The sequence below is a fragment of the Providencia sp. PROV272 genome (assembly GCF_049901975.1).
In the GTDB taxonomy this organism is placed as follows: Bacteria; Pseudomonadota; Gammaproteobacteria; order Enterobacterales; family Enterobacteriaceae; genus Providencia; species Providencia stuartii.
This window is the reverse complement of record NZ_CP096293.1, coordinates 82,494-98,462: the sequence shown is the minus strand read 5'-3', so window position 1 is coordinate 98,462 and position 15,969 is coordinate 82,494. Positions and strand designations below refer to the sequence as shown.

At 45.2% G+C, this 15,969-nt stretch carries 16 protein-coding genes; 3 read left to right on the top strand and 13 right to left on the bottom strand.

Annotated elements, in window-relative coordinates; translation table 11 throughout:
* Window position 1 precedes the first annotated feature (1 nt).
* From M1E93_RS20445 to dfrA14, 3 genes are all read right to left on the bottom strand, one after another.
* Window positions 2–802 (bottom strand): oxacillin-hydrolyzing class D beta-lactamase OXA-10, encoded by an 801-nt coding sequence (locus M1E93_RS20445; protein ID WP_000846390.1) that lies wholly within the window; start codon window positions 800–802, stop codon window positions 2–4.
* A gap of 295 nt (window positions 803–1,097) precedes the next feature.
* On the bottom strand, window positions 1,098–1,550 hold the full coding sequence (locus tag M1E93_RS20440; protein WP_000237816.1) for an NAD(+)--rifampin ADP-ribosyltransferase Arr-2: 453 nt from the start codon (window positions 1,548–1,550) through the stop codon (window positions 1,098–1,100).
* Window positions 1,551–1,660: 110 nt separating this feature from the next.
* Window positions 1,661–2,134, bottom strand: a complete 474-nt coding sequence (gene dfrA14 / locus M1E93_RS20435) for a trimethoprim-resistant dihydrofolate reductase DfrA14 (RefSeq protein ID WP_004201280.1) — start codon at window positions 2,132–2,134, stop codon at window positions 1,661–1,663.
* 155 nt (window positions 2,135–2,289) lie between these two features.
* Here dfrA14 and intI1 point away from each other — a divergent pair, with 155 nt between their 5' ends.
* The 3 genes from intI1 (at window position 2,290) to M1E93_RS20420 (ending at window position 7,141) form a co-directional block, all read left to right on the top strand.
* Window positions 2,290–3,303, top strand: coding sequence for a class 1 integron integrase IntI1 (gene intI1 / locus M1E93_RS20430; protein ID WP_000845039.1), 1,014 nt, complete (start codon window positions 2,290–2,292; stop codon window positions 3,301–3,303).
* Window positions 3,304–3,608: 305 nt separating this feature from the next.
* On the top strand, window positions 3,609–4,166 hold the full coding sequence (locus M1E93_RS20425) for a recombinase family protein (RefSeq protein ID WP_001162012.1): 558 nt from the start codon (window positions 3,609–3,611) through the stop codon (window positions 4,164–4,166).
* A gap of 2 nt (window positions 4,167–4,168) precedes the next feature.
* Window positions 4,169–7,141 carry a Tn3 family transposase gene (locus M1E93_RS20420; RefSeq protein ID WP_426207302.1) on the top strand — a complete coding sequence of 991 codons (2,973 nt, stop codon included), beginning with the start codon at window positions 4,169–4,171 and terminating at the stop codon, window positions 7,139–7,141.
* Between the two features lie 353 nt (window positions 7,142–7,494).
* Here the strand turns inward: M1E93_RS20420 and M1E93_RS20415 are convergent, their stop codons facing one another.
* The 10 genes from M1E93_RS20415 to M1E93_RS20370 all read right to left on the bottom strand — a co-directional run bounded on the left by M1E93_RS20415 (window position 7,495) and on the right by M1E93_RS20370 (window position 15,664).
* Window positions 7,495–8,247 (bottom strand): hypothetical protein, encoded by a 753-nt coding sequence (locus M1E93_RS20415; protein WP_071547970.1) that lies wholly within the window; start codon window positions 8,245–8,247, stop codon window positions 7,495–7,497.
* Window positions 8,248–8,498: 251 nt separating this feature from the next.
* Window positions 8,499–8,924 carry a hypothetical protein gene (locus M1E93_RS20410; RefSeq protein WP_048609117.1) on the bottom strand — a complete coding sequence of 142 codons (426 nt, stop codon included), beginning with the start codon at window positions 8,922–8,924 and terminating at the stop codon, window positions 8,499–8,501.
* On the bottom strand, window positions 8,921–9,214 hold the full coding sequence (locus tag M1E93_RS20405) for a hypothetical protein (protein ID WP_048609119.1): 294 nt from the start codon (window positions 9,212–9,214) through the stop codon (window positions 8,921–8,923). The genes M1E93_RS20410 and M1E93_RS20405 overlap by 4 nt, the downstream gene beginning before the upstream one ends.
* On the bottom strand, window positions 9,214–10,047 hold the full coding sequence (locus tag M1E93_RS20400) for a DNA replication terminus site-binding protein (protein WP_048609121.1): 834 nt from the start codon (window positions 10,045–10,047) through the stop codon (window positions 9,214–9,216). Before M1E93_RS20400 ends, M1E93_RS20405 begins: the two co-directional genes overlap by 1 nt.
* A 259-nt stretch (window positions 10,048–10,306) precedes the next feature.
* Entirely contained in the window at window positions 10,307–10,534 is a 228-nt protein-coding gene (locus M1E93_RS20395) for a hypothetical protein (protein ID WP_159287620.1), read from the bottom strand.
* A 2-nt stretch (window positions 10,535–10,536) separates the two neighbouring features.
* The gene (locus M1E93_RS20390; protein WP_159287621.1) at window positions 10,537–11,373 is read right to left on the bottom strand and encodes a replication initiation protein; all 837 of its coding nucleotides are present in this window, start codon (window positions 11,371–11,373) and stop codon (window positions 10,537–10,539) included.
* A gap of 1,335 nt (window positions 11,374–12,708) precedes the next feature.
* Window positions 12,709–13,200, bottom strand: coding sequence for a hypothetical protein (locus tag M1E93_RS20385; RefSeq protein ID WP_159287622.1), 492 nt, complete (start codon window positions 13,198–13,200; stop codon window positions 12,709–12,711).
* A 10-nt stretch (window positions 13,201–13,210) separates the two neighbouring features.
* Window positions 13,211–13,591 carry a plasmid partitioning/stability family protein gene (locus M1E93_RS20380; RefSeq protein WP_072070758.1) on the bottom strand — a complete coding sequence of 127 codons (381 nt, stop codon included), beginning with the start codon at window positions 13,589–13,591 and terminating at the stop codon, window positions 13,211–13,213.
* Window positions 13,592–13,595: 4 nt separating this feature from the next.
* Entirely contained in the window at window positions 13,596–14,555 is a 960-nt protein-coding gene (gene parM / locus M1E93_RS20375) for a plasmid segregation protein ParM domain-containing protein (protein ID WP_071547977.1), read from the bottom strand.
* Window positions 14,556–14,851: 296 nt separating this feature from the next.
* Window positions 14,852–15,664 (bottom strand): DUF4942 domain-containing protein, encoded by an 813-nt coding sequence (locus M1E93_RS20370; RefSeq protein WP_072070759.1) that lies wholly within the window; start codon window positions 15,662–15,664, stop codon window positions 14,852–14,854.
* Between the last annotated feature and the right edge of the window lie 305 nt (window positions 15,665–15,969).

The window sequence follows — 15,969 nt, the reverse complement described above, 5'->3', positions numbered from 1 at the left end:
TTTAGCCACCAATGATGCCCTCACTTTCCATGATTTTGGTGGGAATGGATTTTCTTAGCGGCAACTTACTTTCGTTGTCTATATCCATGTTAAAGGCGAAAAAGTAAACCTCTGTCTCCTTCTCAACCCACCCAACCCACCATGCGACACCAGGATTTGACTCAGTTCCCACACCAGAAAAACCAGTTTTTGAATGCACTAGATATTCAGGTGCCGCCTCCGTTACCAAAGCCTCTTTTACTATTAGCTGGTTTTCTTTAGATGCTGACAATTTATTTAAATATAGAGACTCTAGAAACTCCACTTGATTAACTGCGGAAATTCTAAGCTGGCCTTCCAACCAGAATTTGTCAATGCCACCACTGATATTCTGGTTGCCATAGGAAAATTTTTTAAGGTATTTCTGCATTCTTACTTCGCCAACTTCTCTGGCGATTTGTTGAAATACGGGAACAGCTGAAACTTGTATTGCCCCTCTTAAGGTCAAGTCTCTTTCCCATTGCTTCATGGCTCTTGGCTTTCCGTCCCATTTGAAAACCTGATGCTCATTCTTTATGACACCAGTTTCTAGGCCGATAATTGCGTTGGGGATCTTAAATGTTGATGCTGGAAGATATTCCTTTGATGCACGAGCTAAGTCATTGGTAGCGCAGGATTTACTGCTACTTTTACAAAGCACGAAGACACCATTGACGGCTTCGGCAGAGAACTCTTTGTTCCAAGACGTATTTTCTGTAATTGAACCAGCTAATGCCGTACTCGAAAGACACGCGATAATTACATATGCGGCAAATGTTTTCATGGCACCTTCTTGGTGGCTAACGTTAATTCGACCTCAGAGGCGTTTAAGTCAAAATACCTCTGACGTCTAACATGATTAATCAAAGTCTGATTTTTTAACAAAATCAGAAAGATAGACGCGAAACTTTAAAACAAAGGCGTCAACACTTCAAGTAGCGATCTTTCGCTTCGGCGAGGCCTAACGCCGCCATAAACGGCGACAGGGTGGCGCGCCTATTGCGCATAAAATGGCGAAGCCATGCGCAACAGGCGCGGAATCTCTGGCGTCCGGTTTGATGGCTTTGTTATGCAAAGGACTAGTCTTCAATGACGTGTAAACCACGGCGCTTTAAGTCCTCTAACGAATCCAACATTCCCCTTATTAATTCAACAGGATGCCCCTCCCAGTCTTCAACAACGCCAACAATTCTCAAGGGTTCGCAGGTTCTATAGGACTGTGTTGGATTACCGGGAAATTTTTTGTTCGTAAGATTCGGATCGTCTTCGAACGGTCCTGTTGGCTCAACTATGTATATGTAGCCGCGACCCTCGAGGCCAGACAGTGACATAGCAAGTTCAGCTCCCCAAACTGCTGGCTCCATCAAGGCTGAAAAGTAGATGTGCTTAAGAATACGACCGTCCTCGAAATGAGAGATGAACCCTGTGGTTAGCAAGTCACCAATCGCCAAATTGGCTTTGGTTCCATGATAGAACGGTCCTTGCACCTGCTTGTAATTATCATGAGAGATGGGAATCCAATCTTTTACCATTTTAAGACCCTTAATTGTTGGGATTTGGCTGCATAACGTCGCTATCAATCGCGGAAAAGGCGTAGTGCGCGAAGCGAACGAAGCTTTTTGCCGTCGATTGCATAGCTTTGTTAACCCTTTTTCCAAATTTGATAGCAATAGTTAATGTTTGAAGTAAAGTGTTGCTCAAAAACAACTTCGAAGGTATTTGGAATACTCGGGAAGAAAACATCCCCCTCTGGCTCGATGTCGATCGTCGATAAGTGGAGCGTAGAGGCCATGGGTAATGTTTCTCGGTAAATTTCTCCGCCACCAGACACTATAACGTGACCGGTGAATTCAGCTAGCCTGTCCATGGCCTCTTCGATTGACTGAAATACAACTACATTGTCATCATTTGATGTCCAACCTGAGCGGGTAACGACCGCGTATTTCCTATTGGGGAGTGCGCCCATAGATTCAAACGTCTTGCGACCCACCAGAAGCCACTGATTGTAGGTCAATGCTTTAAAAAGTAGCTGCTCCCCTTTCGCGGACCAGGGTATGTCTGGACCGCAACCAATCACGCCGTTTTTCGCTTTCGCAGCCATCAATGATACTTTCAAGGTTCTCATCCTGGGTTAACTTTGTTTTAGGGCGACTGCCCTGCTGCGTAACATCGTTGCTGCTCCATAACATCAAACATCGACCCACGGCGTAACGCGCTTGCTGCTTGGATGCCCGAGGCATAGACTGTACAAAAAAACAGTCATAACAAGCCATGAAAACCGCCACTGCGCCGTTACCACCGCTGCGTTCGGTCAAGGTTCTGGACCAGTTGCGTGAGCGCATACGCTACTTGCATTACAGCTTACCAACCGAACAGGCTTATGTCCACTGGGTTCGTGCCTTCATCCGTTTCCACGGTGTGCGTCACCCGGCAACCTTGGGCAGCAGCGAAGTCGAGGCATTTCTGTCCTGGCTGGCGAACGAGCGCAAGGTTTCGGTCTCCACGCATCGTCAGGCATTGGCGGCCTTGCTGTTCTTCTACGGCAAGGTGCTGTGCACGGATCTGCCCTGGCTTCAGGAGATCGGAAGACCTCGGCCGTCGCGGCGCTTGCCGGTGGTGCTGACCCCGGATGAAGTGGTTCGCATCCTCGGTTTTCTGGAAGGCGAGCATCGTTTGTTCGCCCAGCTTCTGTATGGAACGGGCATGCGGATCAGTGAGGGTTTGCAACTGCGGGTCAAGGATCTGGATTTCGATCACGGCACGATCATCGTGCGGGAGGGCAAGGGCTCCAAGGATCGGGCCTTGATGTTACCCGAGAGCTTGGCACCCAGCCTGCGCGAGCAGCTGTCGCGTGCACGGGCATGGTGGCTGAAGGACCAGGCCGAGGGCCGCAGCGGCGTTGCGCTTCCCGACGCCCTTGAGCGGAAGTATCCGCGCGCCGGGCATTCCTGGCCGTGGTTCTGGGTTTTTGCGCAGCACACGCATTCGACCGATCCACGGAGCGGTGTCGTGCGTCGCCATCACATGTATGACCAGACCTTTCAGCGCGCCTTCAAACGTGCCGTAGAACAAGCAGGCATCACGAAGCCCGCCACACCGCACACCCTCCGCCACTCGTTCGCGACGGCCTTGCTCCGCAGCGGTTACGACATTCGAACCGTGCAGGATCTGCTCGGCCATTCCGACGTCTCTACGACGATGATTTACACGCATGTGCTGAAAGTTGGCGGTGCCGGAGTGCGCTCACCGCTTGATGCGCTGCCGCCCCTCACTAGTGAGAGGTAGGGCAGCGCAAGTCAATCCTGGCGGATTCACTACCCCTGCGCGAAGGCCATCGGTGCCGCATCGAACGGCCGGTTGCGGAAAGTCCTCCCTGCGTCCGCTGATGGCCGGCAGCAGCCCGTCGTTGCCTGATGGATCCAACCCCTCCGCTGCTATAGTGCAGTCGGCTTCTGACGTTCAGTGCAGCCGTCTTCTGAAAACGACACCATGTGCAAACGATGTCAGAATAGAGTTAAATTTCCTATTGATTGACATATTCCGTCAAAGGTAATAGATTTCATCCTGACACTTTTGCCTTTGGAGGCATCTTGCAAGGTCAACGCATCGGCTATGTCCGCGTCAGCAGCTTCGACCAGAACCCGGAACGGCAATTGGAGGGTGTTCAGGTGGCGCGGGTGTTCACCGACAAGGCTTCTGGCAAGGACACCCAGCGTCCCGAGCTGGAAAGGCTGCTGGCCTTCGTCCGCGAGGGCGACACCGTGGTGGTGCATAGCATGGACAGGCTGGCACGCAACCTTGATGACCTGCGCCGCATCGTCCAAGGGCTGACACAACGGGGCGTGCGCATGGAGTTCGTCAAAGAAGGGCTGAAGTTCACCGGCGAGGACTCACCGATGGCCAATCTGATGCTGTCGGTCATGGGAGCCTTCGCTGAGTTCGAGCGCGCCCTGATCCGCGAACGTCAGCGCGAGGGAATCGTGCTGGCCAAGCAGCGCGGTGCCTACCGGGGACGAAAGAAATCGCTGAACAGCGAACAAATTGCCGAGTTGAAACGGCGAGTTGCGGCAGGCGACCAAAAAACCTTGGTGGCCCGTGACTTCGGCATCAGCCGCGAAACCTTGTACCAGTACCTGCGGGAAGACTGACCATGCCACGCCGCTCAATCCTGTCCGCCACCGAGCGCGAAAGCCTGCTGGCACTGCCAGATGCCAAAGACGAACTGATACGGCACTACACGTTCAACGAAACCGACCTGTCGGTGATCCGTCAGCGTCGCGGCGCCGCGAATCGATTGGGCTTCGCTGTGCAGCTTTGCTACTTGCGATTCCCTGGCACCTTTTTGGGCGTCGATGAGCCTCCGTTTCCGCCCCTGTTGCGCATGGTGGCCGCGCAACTCAAGATGCCAGTGGAAAGTTGGAGCGAGTACGGCCAGCGCGAACAGACACGGCGGGAGCACTTGGTCGAGCTGCAAACGGTTTTTGGGTTCAAGCCCTTCACCATGAGCCACTATCGGCAAGCCGTGCATACATTGACCGAGCTGGCCTTGCAGACCGACAAAGGCATCGTGCTGGCGAGCGCACTTGTCGAGAATCTGCGGCGGCAGAGCATTATCCTGCCCGCCATGAATGCCATCGAGCGCGCAAGCGCCGAGGCCATCACCCGTGCCAACCGACGCATTTACGCGGCGCTGACCGATTCTTTGTTATCACCCCACCGTCAGCGCCTGGACGAACTTCTCAAGCGCAAGGACGGCAGTAAAGTGACGTGGCTGGCATGGCTGCGCAAGTCGCCTGCCAAACCGAACTCTCGCCACATGCTCGAACATATTGAGCGCCTGAAATCCTGGCAAGCACTTGATCTGCCCGCAGGCATCGAGCGGCAGGTTCACCAGAACCGCCTGCTCAAAATCGCTCGTGAAGGTGGCCAGATGACGCCTGCTGATCTGGCAAAGTTCGAGGTGCAACGACGCTATGCCACGCTGGTAGCGCTGGCCATCGAAGGCATGGCCACCGTCACCGATGAAATCATCGACCTTCACGATCGCATCATCGGCAAGCTGTTCAACGCGGCCAAGAACAAGCATCAGCAGCAGTTCCAGGCTTCCGGCAAGGCGATCAACGACAAGGTGCGGATGTATGGGCGCATCGGTCAAGCGTTGATTGAGGCCAAGCAAAGCGGCAGCGATCCGTTCGCCGCCATCGAGGCCGTTATGCCCTGGGACACCTTCGCCGCCAGCGTCACCGAAGCGCAAACATTGGCGCGGCCTGCCGACTTTGATTTCCTGCACCACATCGGTGAAAGCTATGCCACGCTACGCCGCTACGCGCCGCAGTTCCTGGGCGTGCTCAAATTGCGGGCTGCGCCCGCCGCCAAGGGTGTGCTCGATGCCATCGACATGCTGCGCGGCATGAACAGCGACAGCGCGCGCAAGGTGCCCGCCGATGCGCCAACCGCATTCATCAAGCCGCGCTGGGCAAAGCTGGTTCTGACCGACGACGGCATCGACCGGCGTTACTACGAGTTATGCGCCCTGTCGGAGCTGAAGAACGCGCTGCGCTCCGGTGATGTCTGGGTGCAGGGTTCTCGCCAGTTCAAGGACTTCGACGAATACCTGGTGCCGGTCGAGAAGTTCGCCACTTTGAAGCTGGCCAGCGAATTGCCGCTGGCAGTGGCCACCGACTGCGACCAATACCTGCATGACCGGTTGGAATTGTTGGAGGCGCAACTCGCCACAGTCAACCGCATGGCTGCGGCCAACGACTTACCGGATGCCATCATCACCACCGCGTCAGGCCTGAAGATCACGCCGCTGGACGCGGCAGTACCAGACGCCGCGCAAGCCATGATCGACCAGACAGCTATGCTGCTGCCGCACCTCAAAATCACCGAGTTGCTGATGGAGGTCGATGAATGGACGGGCTTCACCCGCCACTTCACACACCTGAAGACCAGCGACACGGCCAAGGACAAAACCTTGCTGTTGACGACGATCCTGGCCGACGCGATCAACCTGGGTCTGACCAAAATGGCCGAGTCCTGCCCTGGCACCACCTACGCCAAGCTGTCTTGGCTGCAAGCCTGGCACATCCGCGATGAAACCTATTCGACGGCGCTGGCCGAGCTGGTGAATGCGCAGTTTCGGCAACCCTTCGCCGGCAACTGGGGTGACGGCACCACGTCATCGTCGGACGGCCAGAACTTCAGAACCGGCAGCAAAGCAGAAAGCACTGGTCATATCAACCCGAAGTATGGAAGCAGTCCAGGACGGACTTTCTACACCCATATCTCCGACCAGTACGCGCCCTTCAGTGCCAAGGTGGTCAACGTGGGCATTCGTGATTCAACTTACGTGCTTGATGGCCTGCTGTACCACGAGTCGGACTTGCGCATCGAGGAACACTACACCGACACGGCAGGCTTCACCGATCACGTGTTTGGCTTGATGCATTTGCTGGGATTTCGCTTCGCGCCGCGTATCCGTGACTTGGGCGAAACCAAGCTATTCATCCCCAAGGGCGATGCCGCCTATGACGCGCTCAAGCCGATGATTAGCAGCGACAGGCTGAACATCAAGCAAATACGCGCCCATTGGGATGAAATTCTGCGGCTGGCCACCTCCATCAAGCAAGGCACGGTAACGGCTTCGCTGATGCTGCGCAAACTCGGCAGCTACCCGCGCCAGAACGGCTTGGCCGTGGCGTTGCGCGAGCTGGGGCGCATCGAGCGCACGCTGTTCATTTTGGATTGGCTGCAAAGCGTGGAGCTGCGCCGCCGCGTCCATGCGGGGCTGAATAAGGGCGAGGCGCGCAACGCGCTGGCCAGGGCGGTCTTCTTCTACCGATTGGGTGAAATCCGCGACCGCAGTTTTGAGCAGCAGCGCTACCGGGCCAGCGGCCTCAATCTGGTGACGGCGGCCATCGTGTTGTGGAACACGGTATATCTGGAGCGTGCCACCAGTGCTTTGCGTGGCAACGGCACGGCGCTGGACGACACATTGTTGCAATATCTGTCGCCGCTGGGGTGGGAGCACATCAACCTGACCGGCGATTACCTATGGCGCAGCAGCGCCAAGGTCGGTGCGGGGAAGTTTAGGCCATTGCGACCGCTGCCACCGGCTTAGCGTGCTTTATTTTCCGTTTTCTGAGACGACCCCTAATTTCATACGAACCTCAATGCTGTATAAAAATACAGTATTGTATACATCCGAGTTAGGAAATTGCAAGCTATGTATTAGATATTAAAATGACTGGATAACGGCATTTACTGTTTAGCTGCTCACAAATCACGATATAGATAATTATTGTACTGTAAGCCTATTATTGAACTGAATGCGCGATGGGGGAGAGCACATTTTCCCCCAATCATAATTGAGTCTAAGACGAAACTACGCGAGATGCCCGTTACGATATTTCAGCCAGACTACCAGCGTTTTCATGAGATGATTTCGAGAACGAAAATAGAGGCTATTTCTAATTAACTGATCTGTTTTCTAAACCAAGCCTTGAACTGATTGCGTTTTGAGTGAGTGTACAGGTCGTAATCAATAGGATACTTTTTACGGAACTCGCTGATAGCTCGTTCGCATGTTTTTTTATCTTTTACTTGTTCTGATGAAAAACCTAGTGAAGCAATTTTTTGTGTAATTTGAGGGTCGGTGTGGTGTGGTGGTCTTTTCGGTTGAGCACCGACATCGAGTCCGAAACGAACAAGTTTATCATGAGCCAACTTTTGTACTTCAAAGATATGATCGTTGTTCATAGTATTAACTAGCATATCTATACATTCTGTACACTTATATTTACCAAGTAAGTGAATCGCCAGTAGCCTTTTCTCAAAGGAGTAAACAACACTTATATTTCTTTTAATATCTTTCCATACTTTTTCTGATGGTTCTGACTCACTATATTTCTCTTTTGGCTCCTCAAGAGATAATAAGAAATCCTTAGCGGTAATAGATTCTTTTAATAGCTTTCTTTTAAAACTATTAAAAGCAGTCTTCATGTATTGCAAAGGCTCTGCCATAGGATGTGATTTACCCGGCTTTGTTAATCTCTCATGCTCTTGGTAACGCTTATTAACTCTTTCCCAATCCTTTGGATAGATACGTTTAAACTCAGAAAAGAAGGAATCAAAATCACAATCAACAGCAAGGAGAGACAGCACCGTTGCTATTTTGAATTCTTTTTTTGGTATAACACTGCCTTTTGATACCCGTTGTCTACTCATATTAACCCTCTACATACCAAAGTTGGTTACAAACCCCACTTTTATGTGAGGTTACAATTTGAATTGTATGAAATTTTTTGGGGAAGAGAAAGCTGAAAATAGGGCTTGAATTGCCGATAAACTCTGAGGTGTATACCTTTTTATGAGGTAAGCTCAATGGGATCTAATGAGCATTTTTCGCATCCAGCATCTTGCCAACTACCTCATCTAAAGGAATAGTAACCTTGCCTTTCATAATGATTTTTACATAATTAATAGTGGAAATTTGAACGACCTGCATGTTTATTTAAACCGTTTAATTTTATTAGTAACGGTAAATAATTCTGGTTCTTCAGATATGCTTTTGCTTTAAGCGCGAGATAGTAACTCTCAATCCCCGCAATCACCACAAACAAAGCAGTAGCAGACTCATACCCTATCCCATATGCATAGTTTTTACAGTCGGGCAATATATCGTCACTGTGGCTATGTATTGCGGAATGAGGCTCACCGGTCAAAGTATTGATGATAATAGGCAGGGGGTTTTCGAGTAGTTCAAGCAGATCCGATGGTGACAGTTCATTAATGAATGTTTCATCACCTGCACTAATTTTATCAAATGCCGGTTTCACAGGAACTCCTGAATGGGCTATAAATTCAGAGGCTATGTGCTGTAACAACGCTGTGTTGTTCATCATTTTTTATAGGTCCTCCCATACTGTTTGAAATATTCATTGAGCTCTTTGTCTCGCTCATACGTAGCCGCATCTGCCGCTTGTCTGGCTTCATCAACCTGCTTTCTTTGTAGTTCTTCAGCCAGCTTCAGATAAGATTGAATATTCTCTTGGTTTGGTTCATTTGTTACGAGTTCAAACGCAGCTCTTTCACGTTCTTCCAATGAGCTGCACCCCATCAACGAAAACATGGCAACTGAAGCACAAAAGTAAAAACGGGCGGTTGAGAATTCCCGTTGTGTTTTTTTCTTCATCATTTTTCCAACTTAATTATCTGTTGCCCCCTAAACACGCCAAGGAGAGTCGTTTTGTGTTTGTCAGAACGCTCCTGTCTGTCTGCTTCAGCAGTAAACAATGGCAGGGGACTTACTTTAAAATCCTGATCCTGCACTATCAAAAACGGCACAGGAGCGTTTATGCAGCGTTTTTTCCCACTGGCAAAGGTTAGGTTGCAGATCGGCTGCGGCGTAACGCTACGCTTTATTCTGAGCCTATTAGCAGGGCACTCTTGGATTTTATCCATTAAGTCCTGTAACTCAGCGTTGCCTTTTGCTATGTCAGCTATGAGCTGATAAAGCTTAACAGGGTCTGTTTTCTGCATGAGTCCTTTTAAGCCCCACGTATATGAAGCATGAGTGATCACATCGTCAGAGTTAAATACAGGAATGTTCCGGTACAAATGCAGTGTCATTACGTTACTCAGATGTTTACGCAAAATTCTGAAACGCTCAGATTTTGGCAGTGCGACAACCGAGCTTCTGATATTGTTTTTTACGGTATTGATTTTGATTAGATGATCAGCAAGTTCCATAGCCGCAGTTGATAACTGTACATATCCGGCTGTTCGCCTCGCAAACTTTTGTGAGTACAACGGAGAAATGTATAAGTCCTGCCAACATGAGATAACCGATGTATAGGCATGAGGACCCCAATTCACAACCGGCTCAATGCATTTACCGATATCATCACAACCATTTTCTACCGGTGGAATGACACAGGTAAGGGCTGAAATTACCTTTGTATCTCGAAAAAGAGAGTCAAGCTGGTGGAGGTACTTCAGCAATGAACCAATATAGCTATCAAGCATCACATGAAACTCCTGTTCTTAGAAAGAAAGAATCATAACCAAATATGCCAACATACAAATAGGTGTCTAACAAAAACAGGAGCGAAACTTACACATCTGCGCCCCTGACTCGCGCTTTTTTCTCTCTTTTTCTCTTTTTTTCTCCCCTTTTCTCTAGGCACGGCTGTTCAGGTTGAACGCCCATATTACTACCTCCTCTTTTGTATGTTGGCATATTTCATGGTGACTTTTACAAAATGAAATATGACCGATCATGCTATTATTCTTGTTCTCTGGATTTCTTCAAAAATTTTTTAAAACTGCTATCACTGACCATCAAGCCGTAAGCCGGTAAAGCATCCATAATCGCATTCCAAGACATGCCTGATGATTTCATTTCAAATAAATCATCCTGAATATGGTTCAACATAGCATTTTTTTTATAATTCTGGTTCTGCAAACTGAACTGAGTAATTTTTTCTTGTAATCGTTTATTTTTATACATCATTACTATAATAAACCTATCTGCTTTTCGAGCTCGTCCAGTTCCTTATCGGTAGGTATAGAACTACCCACTTTTTCATTGTGAATAACATAGGATATGCGTAACACAGAAGCCTTGCGTCCTTTACGTGACTCAATCGCAATTGAAACATCCTTGATATTCGTTTGTTCACCCAAACTAACCGCCAGCCGCTTTAAAAACTGACCAAAATACTTATAGCTTTGATAGAGATATTCCTTATTGCCTTTCTTATCTATATTGAACAGCCACATTTCGTCCTTAAGTTCGTCAACTCCAATTGTGAAAGACGTTTTATATTCGGCAATAGTATTACGTTTAGAGTAACGTTTCATAATTAGCTGATATAGATTTGCCAAACTAGCATCCGATAATCTAGCTACATAAAAAAGGTTTTGTGTCGTGAATTTTTTTGATAATTCAAAGAAATAGGGAAATACCCTACGGTTAAAGAATATTTTGCAGTAGCCTTCGTCAAAGTAATATGTAGCACTCGTTGTAATGTTGGTTTTTGAAGCTCGTTTAAAACCTTCCTCACTTAGATCTTCATATATGTGAGAGCTCAACAGAGTATCTACGGCGAGTGGAAGGGATTTATACGCAGTTGAAAGGTCCACGTCACAAATTTCAGCATACTCCTTAGCTTTAACCTCAAAGCATATTTCATCTTCATCAACAGATTCTCTAGGATCAGATATCTGAGCGAGAATAAGAAACAGCACTCTTTTCGCCGGTATAGGTAAGCTGGCGAGAGAAAGATTGAAATCATCAGAATGACGAACATTAGTATAAAGTGTTAAGTTACTGATTTGCTTCTTTTTCATTACAAAAGACTCAATTCCAACATGATAGGTATATATTCTAAAGGTTGTTTTGTCTAAAAGCAAAGTGACCTTTAAAGTAATACGTAGCTGGTGGAGTATTGAACACCAGACGAAAATAGCCTTAACGTTGTGATAATAAATACATAAAGTATGTTACCTCTCACATTAGCAATACTTCCATGACGACTTATTGCCAAGTCAGTTAACGAAATTTCCATATGACAAACTGCATATGTCACGACCTTTCGTTAACATACTGATAAACAGTAAGTTAATGAAGTCCACCATACTACTCTATACTGCATCAACGACGACCTTTTACCTTAAACAGAAAAGTAACTTTTTTTTATGATCATACTGCACCAATGACGACCTTTAGCATAGCTGATTGATATACAAAGATTATATATACATACTTACACCATTCTATACTGCATTAGCGGCGACCTTTAGCCACCAGCAGAAAAATACCTTTTTTTTATGACCGTACTGCATCAACGGCGACCTTTAGCGTAACAATATGATATATAAGGATTTATTTTAAGCATTTACACCGTTATATACTGCACAAGTGGCGACCTTTAGCCTTTAATAGAAAAGTACCTTTTTTTATGACTATACTGCACCAACGGCGACCTTTTGTATAACATGTTGATATATATGAATTAAATTATGATAGAAGTATATATTTATACTGCATCAGAGGCGACCTTTAGCCACCAGCAGAAAAATACTTTTTTATTGATTAACTGCATCAACGGCGACCTTTTGCAGCAAATCAAAAATATACTTTTTCGGTAGTGGAATATTACAAAACATTTAAGAAAATCGTACTTATCCACAACAAAATTAGAAAATAAACTAATATTAATTAATAGGATATGATTTTTTTGATTAAATAACGAGCCTTGATTAATAATTAACCGCATATACTTTACAAGTGACGACCTTTCACTGCATCAACGGCGACCTTTCACTGCATCAACGGCGACCTTTCACTGCATCAACGGCGACCTTTTACTGCATCAGCGACGACCTTTCACTGCATCAGCGACGACCTTTAATATCGTAACTAAATGATTATTATGAATATATCCCCATATCTAAGGTTTTAATGTTTTAAGATCTAAAAAGAAAGAAAAGATCTTAATATGCTAAGATGTGCTTCACTGTGGACAATTTTCTTATGCTTTCTAACGCACTCGCTTTGCTCGTTTGTTCAACAGCGACACCGACACGAAAACAAGTTTTCATGTCTCTCGCTGTTCAGAGCTAAAAATGTAAATTCATTTATGATTGAAAAAAAAAGCCCAAACAAATGTTTAGGCTTCTCAGTTAATGAGTGTCGATCAAATACAGACTTTTTAGCGTTACAACAGTACATGCATAACTTATTTTTAACGCTGCGGATAGCTGCTGTACGATGAACACAGCAAGTTCCAAACGTTGGTATTGATCTATACCGTGTTCTAGCGTCTGTCCTGCTTCAGAGATCAAGAAAATCATTCCTGACTTGCCATTATCAAAGACAGACAACCCTTTGTTTCTATGACCCCCATGATATCGGGCATCTAGATTATCAATATACTTCTTTGATAGAAGAACTAATGCAGTGAGTTGAGTCAATTCTTTTAAGGATAACTGAATAGTCATTTTCTGTTCCCATCTTGCAGTTCCATCCTTTTCAAGAGGTGCTATCTCGATGTTAAGGGTAGGAACGCCAGATCTGGAAACTACCTTTTGAAAGTTAAGACAGGAACGTTTCTTTTCGTGTTTCTGCCAATCGGCGAAGAACTTTAAAGTCTCACCATACACTTGTTCGGACATACACCACCCATCAATCTGGTAATGAACCTTTCAAATTCTGTGCTGCCTGACTTGGGGGCTCCTTCTCTATTTTTACTTTATCAGTCAGTAACGCCCGTTTTGCCTGACTCAAATTTACTTTATTGTGAGCATGAGTGCCGTCACTATCAACAGTTAGAAAGGAATCTAACATTACTTTGAAGGTATCAGCCTTTGTCCTGTCTGATAGAATTGAAGCCAGCAAAGAAGGCAATCTATCATCAATTTCCCCTAATGCGATCCCTGCCAGTAACGCTGTACGTACTGCTTCAGTTTGAACCGGCGATTCTTCAATCTTTTTAATTGCGAATTTATCAGCCTCGCTGAGTTCGGGACGAAGATACAAAATTATCTTTTTACGCTCTTGTTTCATAACGTTATCCTAATAATTTCAGACCCCGAACCAAAGCAAACTGAGGTTCTTCAGCCACGTAGAAACGTTCTGGTTGGATTGCTATTTTCTTTCTGATTGCATCAGCGGAAAGCGCAGCTCCACCACCAATAACCATGACATGTGTATAGCCCTTAAAGGTGCTGACCGCATCGAGCACACGGGTATTTAGTCGTTCAATACTGCTATTCATGGCATCTTTCACCATCTGAATATCATCAACGCTGTTGATGTTATCTAACAGATAGTTTTCATCGTGCCGGTTAATAATGAGTTGATCTGCGTTATAGCTGGATGTTTCTGTTGAAGCGTTCGCCAAAGCTCTTTTGACTTCGTTAGTCACCAATGATACGCCAAGCGTAGGATCACCAAAAATGCGTGATACAGACGTCATTTGACCAGAAACCATTGAGATATCAGTTGTGGTGCCTCCAATATCAATAATCAGTACAGAATGATTGGGTCTTAATTCATCACACAAAGATATACCCGCAGGAATTGACTCAGGACGAACGGTTACTTTTTTGATTTTGAAAGGTTCATTCCGGCTTACTTGAACTTCGCGCATTAAGTTATCTTTTTTGCGTTGGATGTTATCCATTCGATATTGCGCATCCTGATCGTAAAATTCTGCCAATGGTAGAGTGACAACGATTTCAACCTCTTGGGGAGGTAAACCGCTAATCTGAAGTGCATGTTGCACTGCAACTGCGTTTAGAGGGCTATACTGCCAAGCTACGTTGTTAGTTGGCAAATTGTCAGGATCAATAATATCGAATGAATACTTCTCGTTATCAACGGTATAGTTGAATGGTTTGCCAGTACCAAAAGCCGTACCCCAACCGCGTTTGAAGCTGTTAGGACTAATTTTAATTACTTCACCTTCCTGATCCTGTTCCCACAGCATTTTTATGTTAGTAGAACCATCATCTATATAAATACGCATTTGAAGCCTCTAATTGTTAATGTGATGCATCTGAGATTTATTTGATGCGATATTGAGTATGTTTGTAATTTTAACAGTGGGAGTTGAGTGTCGCAAGAGGTTGATGTGAGATTAATTTGAGAAATATCAGGGTGTAAAAATCATAATGAAAATGAAAATATATCATTTAGATGTGGGTGTGATGCATAACTGAGGTTTATATGAGGCTTATTCTATGTGGTATTACTGTGTGAGGATTAATTGAGGTATATCTGATGTGTGTAGATATACCTCGATACCTTGACTGTGAATGTGTATCACAAAGGCGGCAATGCTGAGGGGAAAAGTTTTGCGATCAAATCATTAGTATTATTTATCAAACTTTCACTTTTAAATAATAGATGCATTGTGCCTTTTTTGTACCACTTAACGATGAAAAATTCAGTTTCAAAATTTTTATTATTAGTTCGCACATTATCAGATATATATAGCCCTACACTATTTTGAAATTCGTGAATTGGTTTTTTTTGTAAGATGCAAAATATTCTAACTAGATCGTTAACGGTGTCAGTCTTATTAAATCTAGTTGAATACTTACGAACTGAAACAGCATTATCCATTATTATTTTTTTGCCAAGATAGCGAGGATTATTACTCTTGTAATCCCATGAGACAGATTGCAACGCATCCATCAATCCATTCTTAAATGAATCAGCTTTGTTAGCGCTTAAACTTGTAAAAGTGCTTAATGCATTCTCAAAGTTGAATATAGGCGATTTCATATCGTAAAGGTCGTAATGTAACTTTTCTATTTGTTTATTGCTCATGATTGTTTTGATACCAGATTTATCAATAAACATTTTCCATATCTTTCTGTCTAACCAAAGTTCAAACCGTGTTCTGTTATCATCATCATTAGTATTTCTAGGGTATTGCAAATCAATTAAATCGTCCTCTATGCATTGGTGAGGAAAATGATTGTTGGTATTGGGAATTGTTTTTAATATTTCGATAGCCTCTGCTGCTTTAGAGAGTGATTCTTTATATAGGCTAATAGCATGTTCTCGGATTGCAATTACTCTGTCTATCTCAATTGATTCGATGATATTAGTATTGGTATTAAGGTTCATTAATAAAATCCAATTTAATTTTTTATATGGCATACGTTAGGCGAGAAAAAATAGAAGTAGTACCATATCAAGCAAATAACAATAAAGATATATATTTGTCAAAGTGAAAACTTCATTATTTAATTAAAGATGAATAATTAAGATTTAATTTAATTCTGTTAATTTGGTAATTAATTGTATAATGAATTGTTGTGTTTATATAAGTGGTGATATTGTATTTATCATTTTTACAAAAATATTGCTTTCAGCATTGTACGAATATATTATTAATTCTCAAATATAATTAATTACCACAGCTAATAATA

Excerpts from the sequence above, each read along its gene's own strand:
- M1E93_RS20440 (WP_000237816.1), bottom strand. The coding sequence starts at position 1,550 with ATGGTAAAAGATTGGATTCCCATCTCTCATGATAATTACAAGCAGGTG.
- M1E93_RS20445 (WP_000846390.1), bottom strand. The coding sequence starts at position 802 with ATGAAAACATTTGCCGCATATGTAATTATCGCGTGTCTTTCGAGTACG.
- M1E93_RS20405 (WP_048609119.1), bottom strand. The coding sequence starts at position 9,214 with ATGAAGAAAAAAACACAACGGGAATTCTCAACCGCCCGTTTTTACTTT.
- M1E93_RS20410 (WP_048609117.1), bottom strand. The coding sequence starts at position 8,924 with ATGATGAACAACACAGCGTTGTTACAGCACATAGCCTCTGAATTTATA.
- M1E93_RS20420 (WP_426207302.1), top strand. The coding sequence starts at position 4,169 with ATGCCACGCCGCTCAATCCTGTCCGCCACCGAGCGCGAAAGCCTGCTG.
- M1E93_RS20370 (WP_072070759.1), bottom strand. The coding sequence starts at position 15,664 with ATGAACCTTAATACCAATACTAATATCATCGAATCAATTGAGATAGAC.
- M1E93_RS20415 (WP_071547970.1), bottom strand. The coding sequence starts at position 8,247 with ATGAGTAGACAACGGGTATCAAAAGGCAGTGTTATACCAAAAAAAGAA.
- M1E93_RS20380 (WP_072070758.1), bottom strand. The coding sequence starts at position 13,591 with ATGAAACAAGAGCGTAAAAAGATAATTTTGTATCTTCGTCCCGAACTC.
- parM (WP_071547977.1), bottom strand. The coding sequence starts at position 14,555 with ATGCGTATTTATATAGATGATGGTTCTACTAACATAAAAATGCTGTGG.
- M1E93_RS20395 (WP_159287620.1), bottom strand. The coding sequence starts at position 10,534 with ATGATGTATAAAAATAAACGATTACAAGAAAAAATTACTCAGTTCAGT.
- M1E93_RS20400 (WP_048609121.1), bottom strand. The coding sequence starts at position 10,047 with ATGCTTGATAGCTATATTGGTTCATTGCTGAAGTACCTCCACCAGCTT.
- M1E93_RS20385 (WP_159287622.1), bottom strand. The coding sequence starts at position 13,200 with ATGTCCGAACAAGTGTATGGTGAGACTTTAAAGTTCTTCGCCGATTGG.
- intI1 (WP_000845039.1), top strand. The coding sequence starts at position 2,290 with ATGAAAACCGCCACTGCGCCGTTACCACCGCTGCGTTCGGTCAAGGTT.
- M1E93_RS20390 (WP_159287621.1), bottom strand. The coding sequence starts at position 11,373 with ATGAAAAAGAAGCAAATCAGTAACTTAACACTTTATACTAATGTTCGT.